A 17,489-nucleotide genomic window follows, 5' to 3' on the forward strand; every position below is an offset into this window, starting at 1 on the left:
GGGGTCGCCGTCGCGCGTGCTGGTGTGTCCGGATAGTGCCGACACGACAGGCGGGAAAATGGCGGTGAAGGTGTCCCGGATGGGGGAGGGTTGAGGGGTGCGTAAGTACTGGGTGGCCGGCGCGATCGGGCTCGGGGTGAGCCTGGGTTTCATCGCGCTGCTCGTCGTGGGTACGTACTCCGCCGCCGCCGGGCTCGCCGGTGGCGCGGGTGGTGGCGGGGCGGTCGCGCTCGCCAAGGGCGCGGTGCCCGCGAAGTACCAGCGGCTGGTCCAGGAGTGGGGCAATCTCTGCCCCGCGATCAATCCCGCGCTGCTCGCCGCGCAGTTGTACCAGGAGAGCGGCTGGGACCCCAATGTCGAGAGCCCGGCGCAGGCGCAGGGCATCGCGCAGTTCATCCCGGGGACCTGGGCGGCGCACGGTGTCGACGGGAACAAGGACGGCGACCGCGACGTCTGGGACCCGGAGGACGCGATCCCTTCGGCGGCGACGTACGACTGCAAACTCGCGGGCTACGTCGACGACGTGCCGGGCGATCAGACGAAGAACATGCTCGCGGCGTACAACGCGGGGGCGTACGCGGTCATCAAGTACGGCGGCGTCCCCCCGTACCGCGAGACGCAGAACTACGTGAAGGTCATCACCACCCTCCAGCAGAGCTTCGCCCGTCCCGTCGGCCGGGTCGAGCCCTCCCGGCAGGCCGCCAGTGCCATCTACTACGCGCAGCAGAAGCTCGGTACGAAGTACCTGTGGGGCGGCAACGGGACTCCAGAGCAGCAGGGGCGGTTCGACTGTTCCGGGCTGACGCAGGCCGCCTACCGGTCCGTGGGGATCGAGCTGCCGCGGGTGGCCAATGATCAGTACAACGCGGGCGAGCATCCGTCGCGCGACGAGTTGATGCCCGGTGACCTGGTGTTCTTCTCCGACGACCTCACCAATTCACGGGCCATCCGGCACGTCGGGCTCTATGTCGGTGGCGGGTACATGATCAACGCTCCGTACACCGGCGCCGTGATCCGGTTCGACAAAATCGATACGCCCGACTACTTCGGTGCGACGCGGGTCACCGAAGACGGCGCGAAATCGCTGCCGACCGATCTGCCCGCCGAGCGGAACTCCGGCGGGTGAAAAGGCTGACGGGGCGTCGGTCCGACGGAGTGTGAGGGCGGCGAAAGGTTGACGTCCGGAAGGGTGGAGTCCGGTCCCCGCGAGGGCGCGCATGGCCGGAATTCTCCGTTCGTTCACCCCTCTGAGCTGGGACGATGTGTCACTCTTCGATAACGTCCTGGAGATCGTCCGGTGAAGACTGGAACCTGGAGTGGGATCAGGCCGTTCCCTGGACTGGGGCTGTGGCGTTGATCGCGCAGCACTGACCGCATGCACCACGGGGGTTGGTGGAAGCGACGCGCCCGCAGGCGTGTCGTGGTGGGCGACAAGGCAAGGGGCCGCAGCAGATGGCTGGACTCGCGATCGATGGGTCGAACCCCGACGTCAGCCTGCTCTACGACATCAACGGTCTGACGAAGTCGTCCCCCGGCTGGCTCGACCGCGGCATGGAGTTCGCCGGCGAGTACGGGATCATGCTCGCCCTCGTCCTCGTCGTGCTCTGCTGCTGGTGGAGCGTGCGGCGCCGCGGGTCGGCCGAGGACTCGGTCGCCGCCGTCGCCGGGCTCCTCTGGGCGCCGCTCGCCGCCGGTGTCGCGCTGCTGATCAACATCCCGATCCGGGAGTTCGTGGGCCGTGAGCGCCCCTTCGTCGACCACAGAGGGCTCGATGTCCTGGTCGCCGGCAAGACCGACTTCTCCTTCGTCAGCGACCACGCGACGATGGCGATGGCGCTGGGCGCGGGCATCTTCGTCGCACACCGCGGGTTCGGCCTCGCCGCGATCGGGCTCGCGCTGGCCGAGGGCTTCTCCCGCGTCTTCCTCGGCGTGCACTACCCGACCGATGTGATCGGCGGCTTCGCCCTCGGTACGGCGGTGGTGCTGCTTCTCGCGCCGCTCGCCGGGGCGCTGCTCACCCCCCTGGTGTCGGCGGTCTGCCGTTCGGGACGGGTGGGGCTGCTCGTACGGTCGCGTGCCGCGCGTGAGGCGGACCGGGCCGATGCCACCGAGGCACCGGGGACCCGGCCGCTCGGCATCCCCGAGCCGAGGCCCGACGACAACAACCTCGCGGCGTAGGCGGGCGGAGCGCGGCAGGGCGGGGCGGGGCGGAGCGGGGCAGCGCTCACCCCGCGACGGGCCGCGCGTCTCCCTCAGGGCTGTCCCGTGATCCCCGGCGTGCGCGCGACGACGGCTACGGCGCCTCGCCGCGTTGTCGGATCGCCCGAATACGCCCAGTACGAGGACGGCCCTCCGCCTTGCGACGCACCGCATCCGACGCCGCGCTGTGATCCACCGGGGATCACGGGACAGCCCTTACAGCGCCTGGGGGAAGTCGAACATCCGCTCCGGGTCGTAGCGCGCCTTCAGGGCCTTCAGCCGTCCCGCCGCCGGGCCGTAGTACGCCGTGCGCCAGTCGGCGAGCGCGGGGTCGGTGTAGTTCTGGTACGCCGCCCCTGACGCGTGTCTCCGCAGCCCGCCCCTGCTGTTCCGCAGCCAGGCCCGCTGCTCGGTGCCGGGCGTGCCGGGGCGCCAGGACGCCACGTACTGCGCGAGCATCCGGGAGCCGCGGTGCACGAAGGCCGTCGCGAGTGGGTCCACGCGGTTGGTGGCGCCGCCGAGCGCGGTCAGCGTGATCGTGCCCGATCCCGCGCCGTCGGCCACCGGGATCCGGCTGAAGTCCGCCACGGCGGACAGCAGGGTGCCGATTCCCGCCGAGGGCAGCGACCGGTCGAAGAAGTCCGAGGTCGCGGCGTACGTCTCGCGCTGGAGCGCGCCGTTCTTCCCGCGGCCGGGCGTCGTGCCGGGCAGCCGGCACCGGTCGTCGCTCAGCCCGGCGCAGCCGGCGAACGCGCGCATCGCCTCCTGGTAGCTGCCCGGTCGCAGTGAGACGAGGCTCGCCGAGGCGCCGACGCGGTCCGCGAGCCGGTCGACGGCGTTCTCGAGGTCGCTCTCGGTGCCGAGTGTGAACGCGGAGACCGAGACCGTCGGGTCGGCGCCGCCGCCCGCGCCGACCGCGGCGTGGAACGAGGACCAGATCTCGTCCGGCTGGTCGGGACCCCACTCCTGCCAGGCCGCGAGCAGTGAACGGGCTCTGGACCACGGCCAGTTGAGGTTCGCCGTGACGCCGTTGGAGACGGGGTGGGTACGGAACCGGAGTTCGGTGACGACGCCGAAGTTGCCGTTGCCCGCGCCCCGCAGGGCCCAGAAGAGGTCCTTGTTCCGCTCGGCGTCCGCGGTGAGCACCTTGCCGTCCGCCGTGACGACGGTCGCCGAGGTGAGGCTGTCGCAGGTCAGACCGTACGCGCGGGAGACGACCCCGTGACCGCCGCCGAGGGTGAGTCCGGAGATGCCGACGGTGGCACAGGAACCGCCGGGGACCGTAAGGCCCTTCGGGGAGAGCGCTCCGTAGACGTCGACGAGCTTGGCGCCCGCGCCGATCACGCCGTCCGAGGCCGCGTCGCCGACGCCGTCGAGCGAGGAGACGTCGATGACGAGGCGGCCGTCGCCGCTGGACCAGCCCGCGTAGGAGTGGCCGCCGTTGCGGATCGAGACGGGGGTGCCGTGTCTCCTGGCGAAGGCCAGGCACTCCCTGATGTCGTCCTCGCCGGCGACGTACGCGACGGCCGCCGGTCTCAGCTCGTCGAAGCGCGTGTTGTAGAGCTGGCGGGCGGTGGCGTACTCGCTGTCCCCGGGCCGTACGAGTCCACCGTCCAGGCCCGAGGCGAGCGCGCCCCAGTCCGCCGCACCGGAGGGAGGGGCGGACGGGCTGCCGTGTGGGGGAGGCGACTTGTCCGCGGAGGAGCCCGGGGGCCCGCTCCCCTTTCCGTCACCGCCGGTGTCACCGCCCCCGCCGGTGCACGCGTTCGCCGCGCCCGCCGTGGTCACGGCCAGCGCGCCGGCCAGCAGTCTGCGCCGTTCCATCGGCCCCGCCCCCTCCCGCGTCGGCGACGTCGGACGACGCCTGTGGACGTCAGTCTGCCGCCTGATGGGACGCGGCGTCCGTCCTCGCCCGGTCACGGGAGCGTCGGGCGGGTCCCGACCAGCCGCAGGTGCACCGCGCCAGCGAGAACGAGCCGCGCTCGAAGGTCGACGCGAGATGGCGAGCCGCAGGGGCGGAGCGAGCAGGGGGAGCGGGAGGAGTGGTGGGAGCCGGCGGAGCAGTGGGGGGAATGGGGGGAGAGAGGGAGTCGCGGGGGTCGTGGGGGGCGGTGGGCGGGTCCGAGGTCTCTTGGTCGCGCACCTTCCCACCGTACTCGCGCGTTCGCCCGTCGGCAGGGGTGGTGCGTGACGACGCGCGCGGGACGTCGTTAGGGGAAGAGGGCGGGCTCTCGGACAGGCAACGGCAGGGTGTTGGGGGTTGGCAGGCGATGGTGGTGCGGCAACACAGACGCAGGGGCGTGGCGATGGTCGCCGCCGCCGTGACGGCGGCGGGAGTCGTGGCCACGAGCACGGGTTGTGGCGGCAGCGAGGGCGCCGCCGCCGACGACCGGCCCCTCGGCGATCCCGCGGCGGTCCGCGGGGCCGCGGACGTACTGGCCGAGGCGGGCAGCTCCAAGACCCGGACCTCGCTGGTGATGGCGACCGGCGGGACGCGCGTCACCATCAGGGGCGAGGGCGGTTACGACTTCCGGAAGCGGATGGGGCGGCTCTCCGTCGTACTGCCGAAGGACCCGGCCGGCGCGGACGAGCACCGGCCGATCGCGGAGCTGCTCGCGCCGTCGACCCTGTACATGAAGAACCGGGGCGCCGGGGTCCCCGAGGACAAGTGGGTGATGCTCGACTCGACCACCCTCGCGGACGGCAATCTGGTCACCGGCGGCGCGACCGATCCGCTGACCGCCGCCGAACTGCTGCGCGCGGCCGAGGACGTGGCCTACATCGGGGAGCAGGAGCTGGCCGGGGTGCGCGTCTCGCACTACCGGGGCGTCACCGACATCGGGCGGGCGGCGAAACAGGCGGCGCCTTACGCGCGCGAGGCGCTGGCGGCGGCGGCGCGGGGGTTCGCGGACGACGTCGTGCCGTTCGATGCCTATCTGGACGAGGAGGGGCGGCTCCGCAAGGTCAGGCACCAGTTCAGCTACCCGAATCAAGGGCGTACGGTCGCCGTCGCCTCGACCACCCTGCTGTACGAGTTCGGGACCGCCGTCGGCGTGCGGCTCCCCCCGAAGGACCAGATCTTCACCGGGAAGATCAAGGTGTAAATGGTCCGGACGTGCCATGCGCGCCATGTCTCACCCTCCTTACCCTGGGAAGCCGGCAGTCGACACCGTCAGGAAGACGACACCGGCAGGAAGAGGTGAACGCACGTGGCTCTGTTGGGCATGCCGGCCGTCCAGGACCACGTGGCCCTCGCCGAGATCGAACTCTGCGGAGAGCTGATGATCGCGGCGTCGGCCGCGGACGGGGAGAGGCTCAGCCCGGACCGTATCGACGAAGTGCTGAAGGTGGGCGTGGAGCGCGGCGAGAGATCGTCCTGCCGCTGAGCCCGAGCCCGATTGCGAGCCCGTGCCGGATCGGCCGCCCGCGCACCGCGCGCCCGCCGGTCCGTGCTTCCGTCAGGTACGCAGCAGGCGCGCGATCGCCTTTGTCGCTTCCTGCACCTTGTCGTCGATCTCGTCGCCGCCCTTGACCGCCGCGTCCGCGACGCAGTGCCGCAGGTGCTCCTCCAGCAGTTGGAGCGCGAAGGACTGGAGAGCCTTGGTGGAGGCCGAGACCTGCGTGAGTATGTCGATGCAGTAGACGTCCTCGTCGACGAGCCGCTGGAGTCCGCGGATCTGGCCCTCGATCCGGCGCAGCCGCTTGAGGTGCTCGTCCTTCTGCTTGTGGTAGCCGTGCACACCGCGGTCGTGATCGGTGATGATCTCGTCGCCGACGGTGGTGGGCGCCGTGGCCGGGCCGGAGGTCGCGTCGCCGGTCGCGGCGCCGGCCGCCTCGGTGGTCGTCATGGCGTCCTCCTGGTGGGGTGTTCATGATGGATGTCCGAAAGGGTAGTAAATACCCCAGGTAGGTATATGATACCCAGTCGCGCGCGTAGGGGCAGGGGCACGTCATGATCGTCGTGTCCCATGCAGCACACTGATGGACGCCGGTTAGCCGTGGCCGGATGATGCGCTTAGCATCAGCCTGACCGAACCCGATGTAAACCGAGGATCCCCCGTGCGCTTTCGTCTGACCCCCAGGGAGACGAGCTTCTACGACATGTTCGCCGCGTCAGCGGACAACATCGTCACGGGCTCCAAGCTCCTCATGGAACTGCTCGGAGCGGATTCCTCCGCCAGAGCCGAGATCGCGGAACGGATGCGCGCGGCGGAGCACGCGGGGGACGATGCCACGCACGCGATCTTCCACCAGCTGAACTCCTCGTTCATCACGCCGTTCGACCGCGAGGACATCTACAACCTCGCCTCGTCCCTCGACGACATCATGGACTTCATGGAGGAGGCCGTCGATCTGGTCGTCCTCTACCAGGTCGAGGAGCTGCCCAAGGGCGTCGAGCAGCAGATCGAGGTGCTGGCGCGGGCGGCGGAGCTGACCGCCGAGGCGATGCCGCACCTGCGCACGATGGACAACCTCACCGAGTACTGGATCGAGGTCAACCGCCTGGAGAACCAGGCCGACCAGATCCACCGCAAGCTGCTCGCCCAGCTGTTCAACGGCAAGTACGACGCCATGGAAGTCCTGAAGCTCAAGCAGATCGTGGATGTGCTCGAGGAGGCCGCCGACGCGTTCGAGCACGTCGCGAACACGGTGGAGACGATCGCGGTCAAGGAGTCCTGAACCACGTGGACACCTTTGCCCTGGTCGTGACCATCGGAGTCGCGCTCGGCTTCACCTATACCAACGGCTTCCACGACTCCGCGAACGCCATCGCGACATCGGTGTCAACGCGGGCGCTGACGCCCCGCGCCGCGCTGGCGATGGCCGCTGTGATGAATCTCGCGGGGGCGTTTCTCGGCCAAGGCGTCGCCAAGACCGTCAGTGAGGGGCTGATCGCCACGCCGCACGGGCAGCGAGGGATGGGGATCCTCTTCGCCGCGCTCGTCGGGGCGATCGTCTGGAACCTGATCACCTGGTACTACGGTCTGCCGTCCTCGTCGTCGCACGCGCTCTTCGGCGGCATGGTGGGCGCGGCGCTCGCCGGCGGGACCGAGGTGATCTGGACCGGGGTGCTGGAGAAGATCGTCATCCCGATGTTCCTGTCGCCGATCGTCGGCCTGGTCATCGGCTATCTGGTGATGGTCGGGATCATGTGGATGTTCCGGCACTCCAACCCGCACAAGGCCAAGCGCGGATTCCGTATCGCGCAGACGGTCTCGGCGGCCGGCATGGCGCTCGGGCACGGGCTCCAGGACGCGCAGAAGACGATGGGCATCGTGGTGATGGCGCTGGTCATCGCCGATGTCGAGGGTCAGGGCGACGAGATCCCGATCTGGGTGAAGATCGCCTGTGCGGTGATGCTCTCGCTCGGTACGTACGCGGGCGGCTGGCGCATCATGCGTACGCTGGGCCGCAAGATCATCGAGCTGGACCCGCCGCAGGGGTTCGCGGCGGAGACGACGGGCGCCTCGATCATGTTCGGCTCGGCGTTCATCTTCCACGCGCCGATCTCGACGACGCACGTCATCACCTCGGCGATCATGGGCGTCGGTGCGACGAAGCGGGTGAACGCGGTGCGGTGGGGTGTGGCGAAGAACATCATCCTGGGCTGGTTCATCACGATGCCTGCGGCGGCCCTCGTCGCGGCGATCAGCTTCTGGATTGTGAACCTGGCGTTCGGCTGAGCCCTGCAGCCCCGCAGCCCCGCGGATCGTCGGACACGCACATGCACGGACACAGGAGTGGGCCCGCCCCCTGGGAGAGGGGGCGGGCCCTTCGCCTTGCGGTGGCACCGCCATGCAGCACCGCAGGACGGCTTGGGGCGCCGGGGCCTATCCGAAGCGGCCCGAGATGTAGTCCTCGGTCGCCTGCACGGACGGGTTGGCGAAGATCCGCTCCGTCTCGTCTATTTCGATGAGCTTGCCGGGCTGGCCCACGGCCGACAGGTTGAAGAACGCCGTACGGTCCGAGACCCGCGCCGCCTGCTGCATGTTGTGCGTCACGATGACGATCGTGAAGCGCTCCTTGAGCTGGCCGATCAGGTCCTCGATCGCGAGCGTGGAGATCGGGTCGAGCGCCGAGCACGGCTCGTCCATCAGCAGGACGTCCGGCTGCACCGCGATCGCGCGGGCGATGCACAGACGCTGCTGCTGGCCGCCGGAGAGGCCGGAACCGGGCTTGTTCAGACGGTCCTTGACCTCGTTCCAGAGGTTGGCGCCCTTGAGGGACTTCTCGACGACGTCCGCCAGCTCGTTCTTGCGGTACTTGCCGTTGAGCCGCAGGCCGGCCGCGACGTTGTCGAAGATCGACATGGTCGGGAACGGGTTGGGCCGCTGGAAGACCATGCCGACCGTGCGGCGCACCGCGACCGGGTCGACGTTGGCGCCGTACAGGTTCTCGTCGTCCAGCAGGACCTTGCCCTCGACGCGGCCACCGGGCGTGACCTCGTGCATGCGGTTGAGGGTGCGGAGGAACGTGGACTTGCCGCAGCCGGACGGGCCGATGAAGGCCGTCACGGAGCGGGGCTCGACGGTCATGGAGATGTCGTCGATCGCCCGGTGGTTGCCGTAGTACGCGGTCAGGCCGCTGACGTCGATTCGCTTGGCCATCTTCAATCACTGCTTTCTGCGTGACCCCGCTCGGCGGAGCCGGACATCGGGGCCTCAGCGGCCGGTCTTGGGGGCCTTCCAGCGGGCGATGCCGCGGGCCACCAGGTTGAGGAGCATGACGAAGGCGATCAGGACGAGTGCCGCGCCCCAGGCGCGCTCGACCGAGGCGCTGGTGCCGACCGCGTACTGCTCGTACACGTACAGCGGCAGGGACGACTGGGCGCCTTCGAACGGGTTCGGGTTGATGAGCTTCGTACCGAAGACGAGCAGCAGCACGGGCGCGGTCTCACCGGTGATGCGCGCGATCGCGAGCATCACGCCGGTGGTGATGCCGCCGATCGCGGTCGGCAGGACCACCTTGAGGATCGTGCGCCACTGGGGCACGCCCAGCGCCAGCGATGCCTCGCGCAGCTCGTTCGGGACGAGCTTCAGCATCTCCTCGGTGGAGCGGACGATCACCGGCATCATCAGGATCGAGAGTGCCAGGGCGCCGGCGAATCCGGAGGGGCCGAAGCCGAGCATCAGGTTCCACGTCGCCAGGATGAACAGACCGGCGACGATCGACGGGATGCCGGTCATCACGTCCACGAAGAAGGTGACGGCGCGGGCCAGCTTGCCGCGTCCGTACTCGACGAGGTAGACGGCGGTCAGCAGACCGATCGGGGTGGCGATCACCGCGGCGATGGCGACCTGCTCGATGGTGCCGAGCAGCGCGTGGTAGATGCCGCCGCCCTCGTCCGTGTCGAGGAGTCCGCTCATCGAGTGGGTCAGGAAGTATCCGTCGACGACCGACACGCCCTTGCTGACGGTGGTCCACGCCAGCGACAGCAGCGGGATGACGGCCAGCAGGAAGCAGACCCAGACGAGGCTGGTCGCGACCTGGTTCCGGCCCTGGCGGCTGCCTTCGACCTTGGCGGTGATCAGATACGTACCGCCGATGAAGATCAGCGCGGCGAGCAGGGCCCACTGGACCTTGCTCTCCAGTCCCGCCGTCTCGCCGATCAGCCAGCCGAGCGCCAGGGAGCCGGCGGCGATGGCCAGGGGGGCCCAGCGCGGCATGCGCGCGTGCGAGAGCGAGCCCCGGGGCTCGGCGACCGCGGGCCGCTCGTCCTGAAGCGTGTGGCTCATGCGTTGGCCCCCGAGTACTCCTTGCGGCGGGCGATGATCGCGCGGGCCGCGCCGTTGACCAGCAGTGTGATGACGAAGAGGACCAGGCCGGAGGCGATCAGCGCGTCCCTGCCGAAGCCGTCGGCCTCGTTGAACTTCGCGGCGATGTTCTGCGCGAAGGTGCCGCCGCCCGCGTCGAGCAGATGGCCCGAGAAGAGGAAGCTCGGCGACAGGACGACGGCGACGGCCATCGTCTCGCCCAGCGCGCGCCCGAGGCCGAGCATCGAGGCGCTGATGATTCCGGAGCGGCCGAACGGCAGGACCGACATCCGGATGACTTCCCAGCGCGTGGCACCGAGGGCCAGAGCGGCTTCCTCGTGCATCTTCGGCGACTGGAGGAAGACCTCACGGATGACGTTGGTGATGATGGGGAGGATCATGATCGCCAGCAGGATGCCCACGGTGAACAGGTTGCGGGCGACTCCCTCGTTCGTCTTCTCGAAGATGTACGTCCAGGCGAAGTACTCGTTCAGCCACTTGTTGAGGCCGTCGAGGTACGGGACGAGGAAGACGGCGCCCCACAGGCCGTAGATGATGCTCGGCACGGCTGCCAGCAGGTCGACCAGGTAGGCGATCGGGGCGGCGAGCCTGCGGGGCGCGAAGTGCGAGATGAAGAGCGCGATGCCGATGGCGACCGGGACGGCTATCACCATGGCGATGATGGAGCTGACCACGGTGCCGAAGGCGAGTACGGCGATACCGAAGGAGCGCGGGTCGCCCTGCGGGTTCCACTCGAAGGTCGTGAGGAAGTTCGTCTCGTCCTTGGAGATCGCGAGCATCGCGCGGTAGGTGAGGAACGCGGCGATCGCGGCCATGATGACCAGCAACGTGATGCCGGAGCCCCGGGACAGGCCCAGGAAGATCCGGTCGCCGGGCTGCTTCTTCCCCTTGGGTGTGCCCCGGTCCTCAAGGGGTGGCGGTGGTGGGGAGTTGGTGGTTGCGGCTGCTGTATCCATCGTTTCTCCGGTCTGCGGAGCCGGGTGGCGGCTCCTGGCGGCGGTGCACCGGAAGACGTGGGCGGGGCCCCCCCGAGGGGACCCCGCCCCGGCGCGTGAGTGGCCCTACGGCCCTGTGCCGCTTACCTGTTCCTCGCGGTGGCCTTCTTGGCGGTGGTCGTGCGCGATGCCACCTTCCGGGCCGGCGCCTTCTTGGCGGTCGCCTTCTTGGCCGGGGAGGTCTTCTTGGCCGTGGCCTTCTTCGTTGCGCTCGTCTTCTTGGCGGTGGCCTTCTTGGCGGCCGTGGTCTTCTTCGTGGCCGTCTTCTTGGCCGTGGAGGTCTTCTTGGCGGCCCTCTTGGCGGTACCCGCGACCGCGGTCTTCCTGGCGGTGGTCTTCTTCGCCGTCGCCTTCTTGGCGGTGGCCTTCTTGGCCGCGGCCTTGGCGGTCGTACGGGTGGAAGAACCGCCCGAGAGGCTGCCCTTGGGGGCCTTCTTCACGGCCACGTCGTTCTTGGGAAGCTTCTTCGAGCCGCTCACCAGGTCCTTGAAGCCCTGTCCGGCGCGGAAACGCGGCACGGACGTCTTCTTGACCCGGACCCGCTCACCCGTCTGCGGGTTACGCGCGTAACGGGCCGGACGGTCGACCTTCTCGAACGAACCGAAGCCGGTGACGGAGACCCGCTCACCCGCGACGACGGCGCGGACAACCGCGTCCAGTACCGCGTCGACGGCGTCGGCCGCCTGCTGGCGACCGCCGACCTTGTCCGCAATTGCTTCTACGAGCTGCGCCTTGTTCACGTCTTCCCCTTCGGAGACATTGCCAGAACGAAAGTGTTCAAGCTTTTCCGCACGTTAGGCAGATATATACCGCAAATCAAACACGAAACGGGCTAATCACCCTAGTGCCGCAACGAAGTCGACCCCGCGGACTTCCGCGGCTTCAGTCGCCTTCCGGGAATCGACCCTCGTCGAGGTCCTTCATCAAGCGGTCCAGACGACGTGCCGCGTCTAAGAGATCGTGTTTGGCCGCGGCCGTGATGACCAGCAGCTTCCGGGTCAGCGCCATCCGTACGCCCTCCGGGACTTGCAGTGTGCGCACCCTTGTGTGCGCTTCCTTGAGCCGGTCCGCGACCACTCCGTAAAGCTCGAGTTGGCTGTCGCGTTCCATGCACCGATTGTGCCATCTGGGGCGAGTTGTCGCCCGGCGGGGTCTCAACAAGGCACTGCGCCCCCTACCCGGAGGCAGGGGGCGCAGGTGGAGAAAAGCGCTGATCAGACGGCAATTGTGCGGGGTTTGAAGGACGGCCGGGAGGCTTCGTACGCGGCGATGTCCGCTTCGTTCTTCAGGGTGAGACCGATGTCGTCGAGGCCGTTGAGGAGCCGCCAGCGGGCGTTCTCGTCCAGCTCGAAATCGGCCGTCACCGTCGCTCCGTCGGGGCCCTCGGCGCGCACGTGACGCGCTTCGAGGTCCACCGTCACGGCCGTGGTCGGGTCGGCCTCGGTCAGCTCCCAGAGGCGGTCGACGACCGGCTGCTCCAGAACGACCGTCAGCAGACCGTTCTTGAGGGAGTTGCCGCGGAAGATGTCGGCGAACCGCGAGGAGATGACGGCGCGGAAACCGAAGTTCTGGAGCGCCCACACGGCGTGTTCGCGCGAGGAGCCGGTGCCGAAGTCGGGTCCGGCGACCAGGACGGAGGCGCCCTGCCGCTCCGGCCGGTTGAGGACGAAGTCCGGGTCCTTGCGCCAGGCCTCGAACAGCCCGTCCTCGAAACCGTCGCGCGTGACCTTCTTCAGCCAGTGCGCCGGAATGATCTGGTCGGTGTCGACGTTGCTGCGGCGCAGCGGGACGGCCCGGCCGGTGTGTGTGGTGAAAGCGTCCATGGTGCTCAGGCCTCCACGGGGGTGCGGGTGTCGGACAGGTCGGCGGGCGAGGCCAGCCGGCCCAGTACGGCGGTGGCCGCGGCCACCTGCGGTGAGACGAGGTGGGTCCGGCCGCCCTTGCCCTGCCTGCCCTCGAAGTTGCGGTTCGAGGTCGACGCGGAGCGCTCGCCGGGCGCCAGTTGGTCGGGGTTCATGCCCAGACACATCGAACAGCCCGCGTGCCGCCACTCGGCGCCCGCGCCGGTGAAGACCTTGTCCAGGCCCTCCTCGACGGCCTGGAGCGCGACCCGTACGGACCCCGGGACGACCAGCATCCGTACGCCGTCGGCGACTTTGCGTCCGTCCAGGATCGATGCGGCGGAGCGCAGGTCCTCGATACGTCCGTTGGTGCACGAACCTACGAAGACGGTGTCCACCGTGATGTCGCGCAGCGCCTGCCCGGCGGTCAACCCCATGTATTCCAGGGCCTTTTCGGCGGCGAGGCGCTCCGAAGCGTCCTCGTACGAAGCGGGGTCGGGGACATGCGTGGACAGCGGCGCGCCCTGGCCGGGGTTGGTGCCCCAGGTGACGAACGGGGCCAGTTCCGTGGCGTCGATGAGGACCTCGGCGTCGAAGACGGCGTCGTCGTCGGTGCGCAGCGTCCGCCAGTACTCGACCGCGGCGTCCCAGTCGGCGCCCTCGGGGGCGTGGTCGCGGCCCCGGAGGTAGTCGAAGGTGATCTGGTCCGGGGCGATCATGCCCGCCCTGGCGCCGGCCTCGATGGACATGTTGCAGATGGTCATGCGGGCTTCCATCGAGAGCTTCTCGATGGCGGAGCCGCGGTATTCGAGGATGTAGCCCTGGCCGCCGCCGGTACCGATACGGGCGATGACGGCGAGGATCAGGTCCTTGGCCGTGACGTCGGCGGGCAGTTCGCCCTCGACGGTGATGGCCATGGTGCGGGGGCGGGCCAGCGGCAGGGTCTGGGTGGCCAGGACGTGCTCGACCTGGCTGGTGCCGATACCGAAGGCCAGCGCGCCGAAGGCGCCGTGGGTGGAGGTGTGGCTGTCGCCGCAGACGACGGTGGTGCCGGGCTGGGTGAGCCCCAGCTGCGGGCCCACGACATGGACGACGCCCTGCTCGACGTCGCCCAGCGGGTGCAGCCGTACGCCGAAGTCCGCGCAGTTCTTGCGCAGCGTCTCCAGCTGGACGCGCGAGACGGGGTCGGCGATCGGCTTGTCGATGTCGAGCGTCGGGGTGTTGTGGTCCTCGGTCGCGATGGTGAGGTCGAGCCGCCGCACCTGTCGGCCGTTCTGGCGCAGGCCGTCGAACGCCTGCGGGCTCGTCACCTCGTGCAGCAGGTGCAGATCGATGAAGAGAAGGTCGGGCTCGCCCTCGGCGCGCCGGACGACGTGGTCGTCCCAGACCTTCTCCGCGAGTGTCCTACCCATCGCTTTCCCTTCGGCCGGCAGCGCCGCCGGCAGTCCTGGAGATATGTGGGGCCCACGCCGGTGTCCCACCCGCCCGCGTCGGCTGCGAACCCGGTTCGTGTACGGGTCCGTCCCTACAGGTTGGCAAGTTCCCCGGAAAATTGAACTTGCGTTTCACAGAGTGAGACGCGAGTATCGTTGCATGGACAACTCTAGCGGCGTCGGCGTTCTCGACAAGGCGGCTCTGGTATTGAGCGCCCTGGAGTCCGGTCCGGCCACCCTCGCCGGGCTGGTCGCGGCGACCGGGCTCGCACGACCCACGGCACACCGGCTGGCCGTGGCACTGGAACACCACCGGATGGTGGCGAGGGACATGCAGGGCCGGTTCATCCTCGGGCCGCGGCTCGCGGAGCTGGCGGCGGCGGCCGGCGAGGACCGCCTGCTGGCCACGGCCGGGCCGGTGCTCACGCACCTGCGCGACGTGACCGGGGAGAGCGCCCAGCTCTACCGGCGCCAGGGCGACATGCGGATCTGCGTGGCCGCCGCCGAGCGCCTTTCCGGTCTGCGGGACACGGTGCCCGTCGGCTCCACGCTCACGATGAAGGCGGGCTCGTCCGCGCAGATCCTGATGGCGTGGGAGGAGCCGGAGCGGCTGCACCGCGGATTGCAGGGGGCGCGGTTCACGGCGACGGCGCTCTCGGGCGTACGGCGGCGGGGCTGGGCCCAGTCGATCGGTGAGCGTGAGCCGGGCGTGGCCTCGGTCTCGGCACCGGTGCGCGGGCCGTCCAACCGGGTCGTCGCGGCGGTCTCGGTCTCCGGTCCGATCGAGCGGCTCAGCAGGCACCCCGGCCGGATGCACGCCCAGGCGATCATCGACGCGGCGGGGCGGCTGTCGGAGGCGTTGCGCCGCACCAGCTGACCCCGGTCCGTCACCCGCGGTCGCCGGGCCGGCCGGGGCGGGGGCCGTGGGAGCCGGCGGACCTGTTGCCGTACGGACCGCCCGCCTGCCGCCGGCCCGCCGACCACCGGGCACCGGCTCGGCGGGCGCCGGTTGGCTCCGCGTCGGCTCGTGACCGCCGAGGCGTCCAACCGGCGCGACGTTTCGCCGAATTGAGCGCATGCAGCGGGCCGGACGTCCGGCACACGCGAAGAGGCCCTCCGCGATCGCGGAGGGCCTCTTCGTCACGTACCCCCGACCGGATTCGAACCGGCGCTACCGCCTTGAGAGGGCGGCGTGCTAGGCCGCTACACAACGGGGGCCAGCAGATGGAGCGTTGGAGCTGGGCTACCAGGACTCGAACCTAGAACAACGGAACCAGAAACCGTCGTGTTGCCAATTACACCATAGCCCAAGGGTGGTTCGGACTTTCTTGCTGCGTACCCCCGACCGGATTCGAACCGGCGCTACCGCCTTGAGAGGGCGGCGTGCTAGGCCGCTACACAACGGGGGCCCTAGCGATCCTGCATCGACGTGTCCGGGTGCGACCCGAAGAAATCGGAGAGAAGGATCTGTACCCCCGACCGGATTCGAACCGGCGCTACCGCCTTGAGAGGGCGGCGTGCTAGGCCGCTACACAACGGGGGCGTTGCAGAAGAACTCTGCGCTGGGCTACCAGGACTCGAACCTAGACTAACGGAACCAGAAACCGTCGTGCTGCCAATTACACCATAGCCCACCAAAACTCAACCCCCTGTGTGGGGGGTTTTGTTTGGGTTTGCGCCTTCCGGCCAGACCTTGCGATCTCCCGGTTGGCGCAGGAAGAACATTACCCGATGGGGGACGGCGCTCCAAAACGAGTATCGCCGCGCAGCAGGGCGGGCAGACGGTCCAGATCGTTGATCGTCACGAGTTCGGGACGCCCGCCGAGCCGCCCCCGGTCGAGCCAGACTCCGGCCAGTCCGGCGGCGGTGGCACCGCCGGCGTCGATGTCCGGTTCGTTGCCCACGTAGACGACCTCCGCCGGGTCGAGGTCCAGGGCGTCGCACGCCGCGTGGAAGGCGGCGGCGTCGGGCTTGGAGACACCGAGTTCGGCGGCGCACAGGACCGTCTCGAAGTAGTCCCGTACACCGAGGATGCGGAGCTTGCGCTCCTGGTTGGCCAGGCTCGAATTGGACAGCGCGGCCTGACGGTAGTCGGGGGCCAGCGAGTCCAGCGCGGGGAGGGCGTCGGGGAAGAGCTCCCAGGCGGACTCGAAGTGCGCGACGTAGCGGTCGAACCAGGCGTCGGCGTCGGTGTCGTCGAGCGACCCCGCACCGAGGAACTGTCTGACGCGGTCCCGTCGCTGCCCCTCGAAGGTCGTCCGCCCGTCGGCGAACCGCACCCAGTGGACGTCGGTGATCTCACGCCAGTGCGCCAGGGCCAGCTCGACGGTGGCGAAGCGGTCGGCGAGCCCCTCGGCCGCGAGGTGCAGCCGCATACCGGCGCGGTCGGCGTTGCTGTAGTCGAAGAGGGTGTCGTCGATGTCCCAGACGACGGCGCGGATCGGCATGACGGTCACGGTAGCGGCCGGGCGGGGAGCCGCGGGGGCTCAATTGGCGCGCAGGGTCCTCTTGGCCAGCTCGAAGGCGGGGAGCATCGCGTCGTGTTCACCGCTGTCCAGACCGCCGAGGTGGATCAGCGCCACACCCTTGGGAGTGGTGACCGCCAGGGCCCGTTCCTTCTTCGACTCGTCGAGCACGTCACTGGTGGTGACGTAGTCCACCTCCGCCGCGGGCAGGGAGCCGGCCTCCGTCTCCCGGTACTCGGCGTCGCCCGCGCTCCTGTCCGCCGTCACGAACGCTTCGAGGACCTCGCGCGGGGCGGAGCCGGTGGTCTCCGCGGTCCAGACCCGGAGGTAGCCGATGTTCCCGGCCGGCTTCGCGTCGATCTCGCAGGCCATCTCCACCGGGCCCTGCCGGGCCAGCTCCGCGAGCGCGGCGTCGGTGGCGGAGTCGGTCCCGACCGCTTCCGCCGTCCACCCCGCGGCCAGCGCGAAGCTCACCGGCAGGGGGCACGGGGACCCGGCGGCGCCGATCGTCCCGCCCCGCTCCGCCGCCTTCGAGGCGTCGGGGGCGGGCGACGCGGCGGCGTCCGCGCTGTCGGCGCGCTTGCGGTCGGAGCCGGACCCGGCGTCCGGGTCAGGGCCGGAGCCGGACGAACACCCGGTCACGAGGGTGAGCAGCAGCAGCGCCGGGGCGCCTCTTCGTATCAACTTCCGCACCGTTGTCCCCCGTTGTCGTGGTGAAGCGTGGACGTGGGCCCGGCGGCGTCGTGCCGCCGGGCCCACGTGTCGTACCCGATCCGATGTG

18 protein-coding genes and 5 tRNA genes are annotated in these 17,489 nt (G+C 69.7%); 7 read left to right on the forward strand and 16 right to left on the reverse strand.

Annotated features, from left to right (window positions below):
* The first annotated feature begins 112 nt into the window (after nucleotides 1–112).
* Nucleotides 113–1,126, forward strand: a complete 1,014-nt coding sequence (locus ACZ61E_RS28765) for a C40 family peptidase (RefSeq protein ID WP_469702975.1) — start codon at nucleotides 113–115, stop codon at nucleotides 1,124–1,126.
* A 326-nt stretch (nucleotides 1,127–1,452) separates the two neighbouring features.
* Nucleotides 1,453–2,178, forward strand: coding sequence for a phosphatase PAP2 family protein (locus tag ACZ61E_RS28770; RefSeq protein WP_469702951.1), 726 nt, complete (start codon nucleotides 1,453–1,455; stop codon nucleotides 2,176–2,178).
* 237 nt (nucleotides 2,179–2,415) lie between these two features.
* Here ACZ61E_RS28770 and ACZ61E_RS28775 read toward each other — a convergent pair whose 3' ends face one another.
* Complete coding sequence (locus ACZ61E_RS28775) at nucleotides 2,416–4,023, reverse strand: FAD-binding oxidoreductase (protein WP_469702952.1); 1,608 nt, start codon at nucleotides 4,021–4,023, stop codon at nucleotides 2,416–2,418.
* Nucleotides 4,024–4,469: 446 nt separating this feature from the next.
* On the opposite strand from ACZ61E_RS28775, the gene ACZ61E_RS28780 reads away from it, so the two are divergent.
* Nucleotides 4,470–5,303 carry an SCO4651 family lipoprotein gene (locus ACZ61E_RS28780; protein ID WP_469702953.1) on the forward strand — a complete coding sequence of 278 codons (834 nt, stop codon included), beginning with the start codon at nucleotides 4,470–4,472 and terminating at the stop codon, nucleotides 5,301–5,303.
* A gap of 105 nt (nucleotides 5,304–5,408) precedes the next feature.
* The gene (locus ACZ61E_RS28785; protein ID WP_469702977.1) at nucleotides 5,409–5,585 is read left to right on the forward strand and encodes a hypothetical protein; all 177 of its coding nucleotides are present in this window, start codon (nucleotides 5,409–5,411) and stop codon (nucleotides 5,583–5,585) included.
* A gap of 72 nt (nucleotides 5,586–5,657) precedes the next feature.
* Here the strand turns inward: ACZ61E_RS28785 and ACZ61E_RS28790 are convergent, their stop codons facing one another.
* The gene (locus tag ACZ61E_RS28790; RefSeq protein ID WP_469702955.1) at nucleotides 5,658–6,047 is read right to left on the reverse strand and encodes a metal-sensitive transcriptional regulator; all 390 of its coding nucleotides are present in this window, start codon (nucleotides 6,045–6,047) and stop codon (nucleotides 5,658–5,660) included.
* A gap of 211 nt (nucleotides 6,048–6,258) precedes the next feature.
* Between ACZ61E_RS28790 and ACZ61E_RS28795 the strand changes: the two genes are divergently transcribed.
* Both ACZ61E_RS28795 and ACZ61E_RS28800 read left to right on the forward strand, forming a co-directional pair.
* Nucleotides 6,259–6,879 carry a DUF47 domain-containing protein gene (locus ACZ61E_RS28795; protein ID WP_052582416.1) on the forward strand — a complete coding sequence of 207 codons (621 nt, stop codon included), beginning with the start codon at nucleotides 6,259–6,261 and terminating at the stop codon, nucleotides 6,877–6,879.
* A 5-nt stretch (nucleotides 6,880–6,884) separates the two neighbouring features.
* Nucleotides 6,885–7,883 carry an inorganic phosphate transporter gene (locus tag ACZ61E_RS28800; RefSeq protein ID WP_469702956.1) on the forward strand — a complete coding sequence of 333 codons (999 nt, stop codon included), beginning with the start codon at nucleotides 6,885–6,887 and terminating at the stop codon, nucleotides 7,881–7,883.
* 147 nt (nucleotides 7,884–8,030) lie between these two features.
* On the opposite strand, the gene pstB is transcribed toward ACZ61E_RS28800, so the two are convergent.
* From pstB to leuC, 7 genes are all read right to left on the reverse strand, one after another.
* On the reverse strand, nucleotides 8,031–8,807 hold the full coding sequence (gene pstB / locus ACZ61E_RS28805; RefSeq protein ID WP_078076465.1) for a phosphate ABC transporter ATP-binding protein PstB: 777 nt from the start codon (nucleotides 8,805–8,807) through the stop codon (nucleotides 8,031–8,033).
* 54 nt (nucleotides 8,808–8,861) lie between these two features.
* A complete protein-coding gene (gene pstA, locus ACZ61E_RS28810; RefSeq protein WP_469702958.1) occupies nucleotides 8,862–9,935 on the reverse strand; it encodes a phosphate ABC transporter permease PstA in 1,074 nt (357 codons plus the stop codon).
* Nucleotides 9,932–10,930 carry a phosphate ABC transporter permease subunit PstC gene (gene pstC, locus ACZ61E_RS28815; RefSeq protein WP_469702959.1) on the reverse strand — a complete coding sequence of 333 codons (999 nt, stop codon included), beginning with the start codon at nucleotides 10,928–10,930 and terminating at the stop codon, nucleotides 9,932–9,934. Before pstC ends, pstA begins: the two co-directional genes overlap by 4 nt.
* Before the next feature lie 122 nt (nucleotides 10,931–11,052).
* A complete protein-coding gene (locus ACZ61E_RS28820) occupies nucleotides 11,053–11,709 on the reverse strand; it encodes an HU family DNA-binding protein (protein WP_469702960.1) in 657 nt (218 codons plus the stop codon).
* Nucleotides 11,710–11,851: 142 nt separating this feature from the next.
* Nucleotides 11,852–12,079: an SCO5555 family protein gene (locus ACZ61E_RS28825; protein WP_469702961.1), complete on the reverse strand. Its 228-nt coding sequence runs from the start codon at nucleotides 12,077–12,079 to the stop codon at nucleotides 11,852–11,854.
* Between the two features lie 104 nt (nucleotides 12,080–12,183).
* The gene (gene leuD / locus ACZ61E_RS28830; protein WP_469702962.1) at nucleotides 12,184–12,792 is read right to left on the reverse strand and encodes a 3-isopropylmalate dehydratase small subunit; all 609 of its coding nucleotides are present in this window, start codon (nucleotides 12,790–12,792) and stop codon (nucleotides 12,184–12,186) included.
* 5 nt (nucleotides 12,793–12,797) lie between these two features.
* On the reverse strand, nucleotides 12,798–14,222 hold the full coding sequence (gene leuC, locus ACZ61E_RS28835; RefSeq protein ID WP_469702963.1) for a 3-isopropylmalate dehydratase large subunit: 1,425 nt from the start codon (nucleotides 14,220–14,222) through the stop codon (nucleotides 12,798–12,800).
* 181 nt (nucleotides 14,223–14,403) lie between these two features.
* Here leuC and ndgR point away from each other — a divergent pair, with 181 nt between their 5' ends.
* Nucleotides 14,404–15,120 carry an IclR family transcriptional regulator NdgR gene (gene ndgR, locus ACZ61E_RS28840; RefSeq protein ID WP_078074883.1) on the forward strand — a complete coding sequence of 239 codons (717 nt, stop codon included), beginning with the start codon at nucleotides 14,404–14,406 and terminating at the stop codon, nucleotides 15,118–15,120.
* Between the two features lie 268 nt (nucleotides 15,121–15,388).
* On the opposite strand, the gene ACZ61E_RS28845 is transcribed toward ndgR, so the two are convergent.
* From ACZ61E_RS28845 to ACZ61E_RS28875, 7 genes are all read right to left on the reverse strand, one after another.
* Nucleotides 15,389–15,461: transfer RNA gene (locus tag ACZ61E_RS28845), tRNA-Glu, on the reverse strand.
* Nucleotides 15,462–15,481: 20 nt separating this feature from the next.
* Nucleotides 15,482–15,553 (reverse strand) — tRNA-Gln (locus tag ACZ61E_RS28850).
* Nucleotides 15,554–15,579: 26 nt separating this feature from the next.
* Nucleotides 15,580–15,652, reverse strand: a tRNA-Glu gene (locus tag ACZ61E_RS28855).
* 61 nt (nucleotides 15,653–15,713) lie between these two features.
* Nucleotides 15,714–15,786 (reverse strand) — tRNA-Glu (locus ACZ61E_RS28860).
* Nucleotides 15,787–15,805: 19 nt separating this feature from the next.
* Nucleotides 15,806–15,877 (reverse strand) — tRNA-Gln (locus tag ACZ61E_RS28865).
* Between the two features lie 90 nt (nucleotides 15,878–15,967).
* On the reverse strand, nucleotides 15,968–16,690 hold the full coding sequence (locus ACZ61E_RS28870; RefSeq protein ID WP_469702964.1) for an HAD family hydrolase: 723 nt from the start codon (nucleotides 16,688–16,690) through the stop codon (nucleotides 15,968–15,970).
* 39 nt (nucleotides 16,691–16,729) lie between these two features.
* Nucleotides 16,730–17,401: a lipoprotein gene (locus ACZ61E_RS28875; RefSeq protein WP_469702966.1), complete on the reverse strand. Its 672-nt coding sequence runs from the start codon at nucleotides 17,399–17,401 to the stop codon at nucleotides 16,730–16,732.
* Nucleotides 17,402–17,489 lie beyond the last annotated feature (88 nt).

This window comes from Streptomyces sp. NPDC104581 (assembly GCF_055583685.1).

What these genes read in the sequence shown, in the direction of transcription:
- ACZ61E_RS28870 (WP_469702964.1), bottom strand. Translation starts at nt 16,690, where the DNA reads ATGCCGATCCGCGCCGTCGTCTGGGACATCGACGACACCCTCTTCGAC.
- pstC (WP_469702959.1), bottom strand. Translation starts at nt 10,930, where the DNA reads ATGGATACAGCAGCCGCAACCACCAACTCCCCACCACCGCCACCCCTT.
- pstB (WP_078076465.1), bottom strand. Translation starts at nt 8,807, where the DNA reads ATGGCCAAGCGAATCGACGTCAGCGGCCTGACCGCGTACTACGGCAAC.
- leuC (WP_469702963.1), bottom strand. Translation starts at nt 14,222, where the DNA reads ATGGGTAGGACACTCGCGGAGAAGGTCTGGGACGACCACGTCGTCCGG.
- ndgR (WP_078074883.1), top strand. Translation starts at nt 14,404, where the DNA reads ATGGACAACTCTAGCGGCGTCGGCGTTCTCGACAAGGCGGCTCTGGTA.
- ACZ61E_RS28770 (WP_469702951.1), top strand. Translation starts at nt 1,453, where the DNA reads ATGGCTGGACTCGCGATCGATGGGTCGAACCCCGACGTCAGCCTGCTC.
- leuD (WP_469702962.1), bottom strand. Translation starts at nt 12,792, where the DNA reads ATGGACGCTTTCACCACACACACCGGCCGGGCCGTCCCGCTGCGCCGC.
- pstA (WP_469702958.1), bottom strand. Translation starts at nt 9,935, where the DNA reads ATGAGCCACACGCTTCAGGACGAGCGGCCCGCGGTCGCCGAGCCCCGG.
- ACZ61E_RS28790 (WP_469702955.1), bottom strand. Translation starts at nt 6,047, where the DNA reads ATGACGACCACCGAGGCGGCCGGCGCCGCGACCGGCGACGCGACCTCC.
- ACZ61E_RS28775 (WP_469702952.1), bottom strand. Translation starts at nt 4,023, where the DNA reads ATGGAACGGCGCAGACTGCTGGCCGGCGCGCTGGCCGTGACCACGGCG.
- ACZ61E_RS28825 (WP_469702961.1), bottom strand. Translation starts at nt 12,079, where the DNA reads ATGGAACGCGACAGCCAACTCGAGCTTTACGGAGTGGTCGCGGACCGG.
- ACZ61E_RS28780 (WP_469702953.1), top strand. Translation starts at nt 4,470, where the DNA reads ATGGTGGTGCGGCAACACAGACGCAGGGGCGTGGCGATGGTCGCCGCC.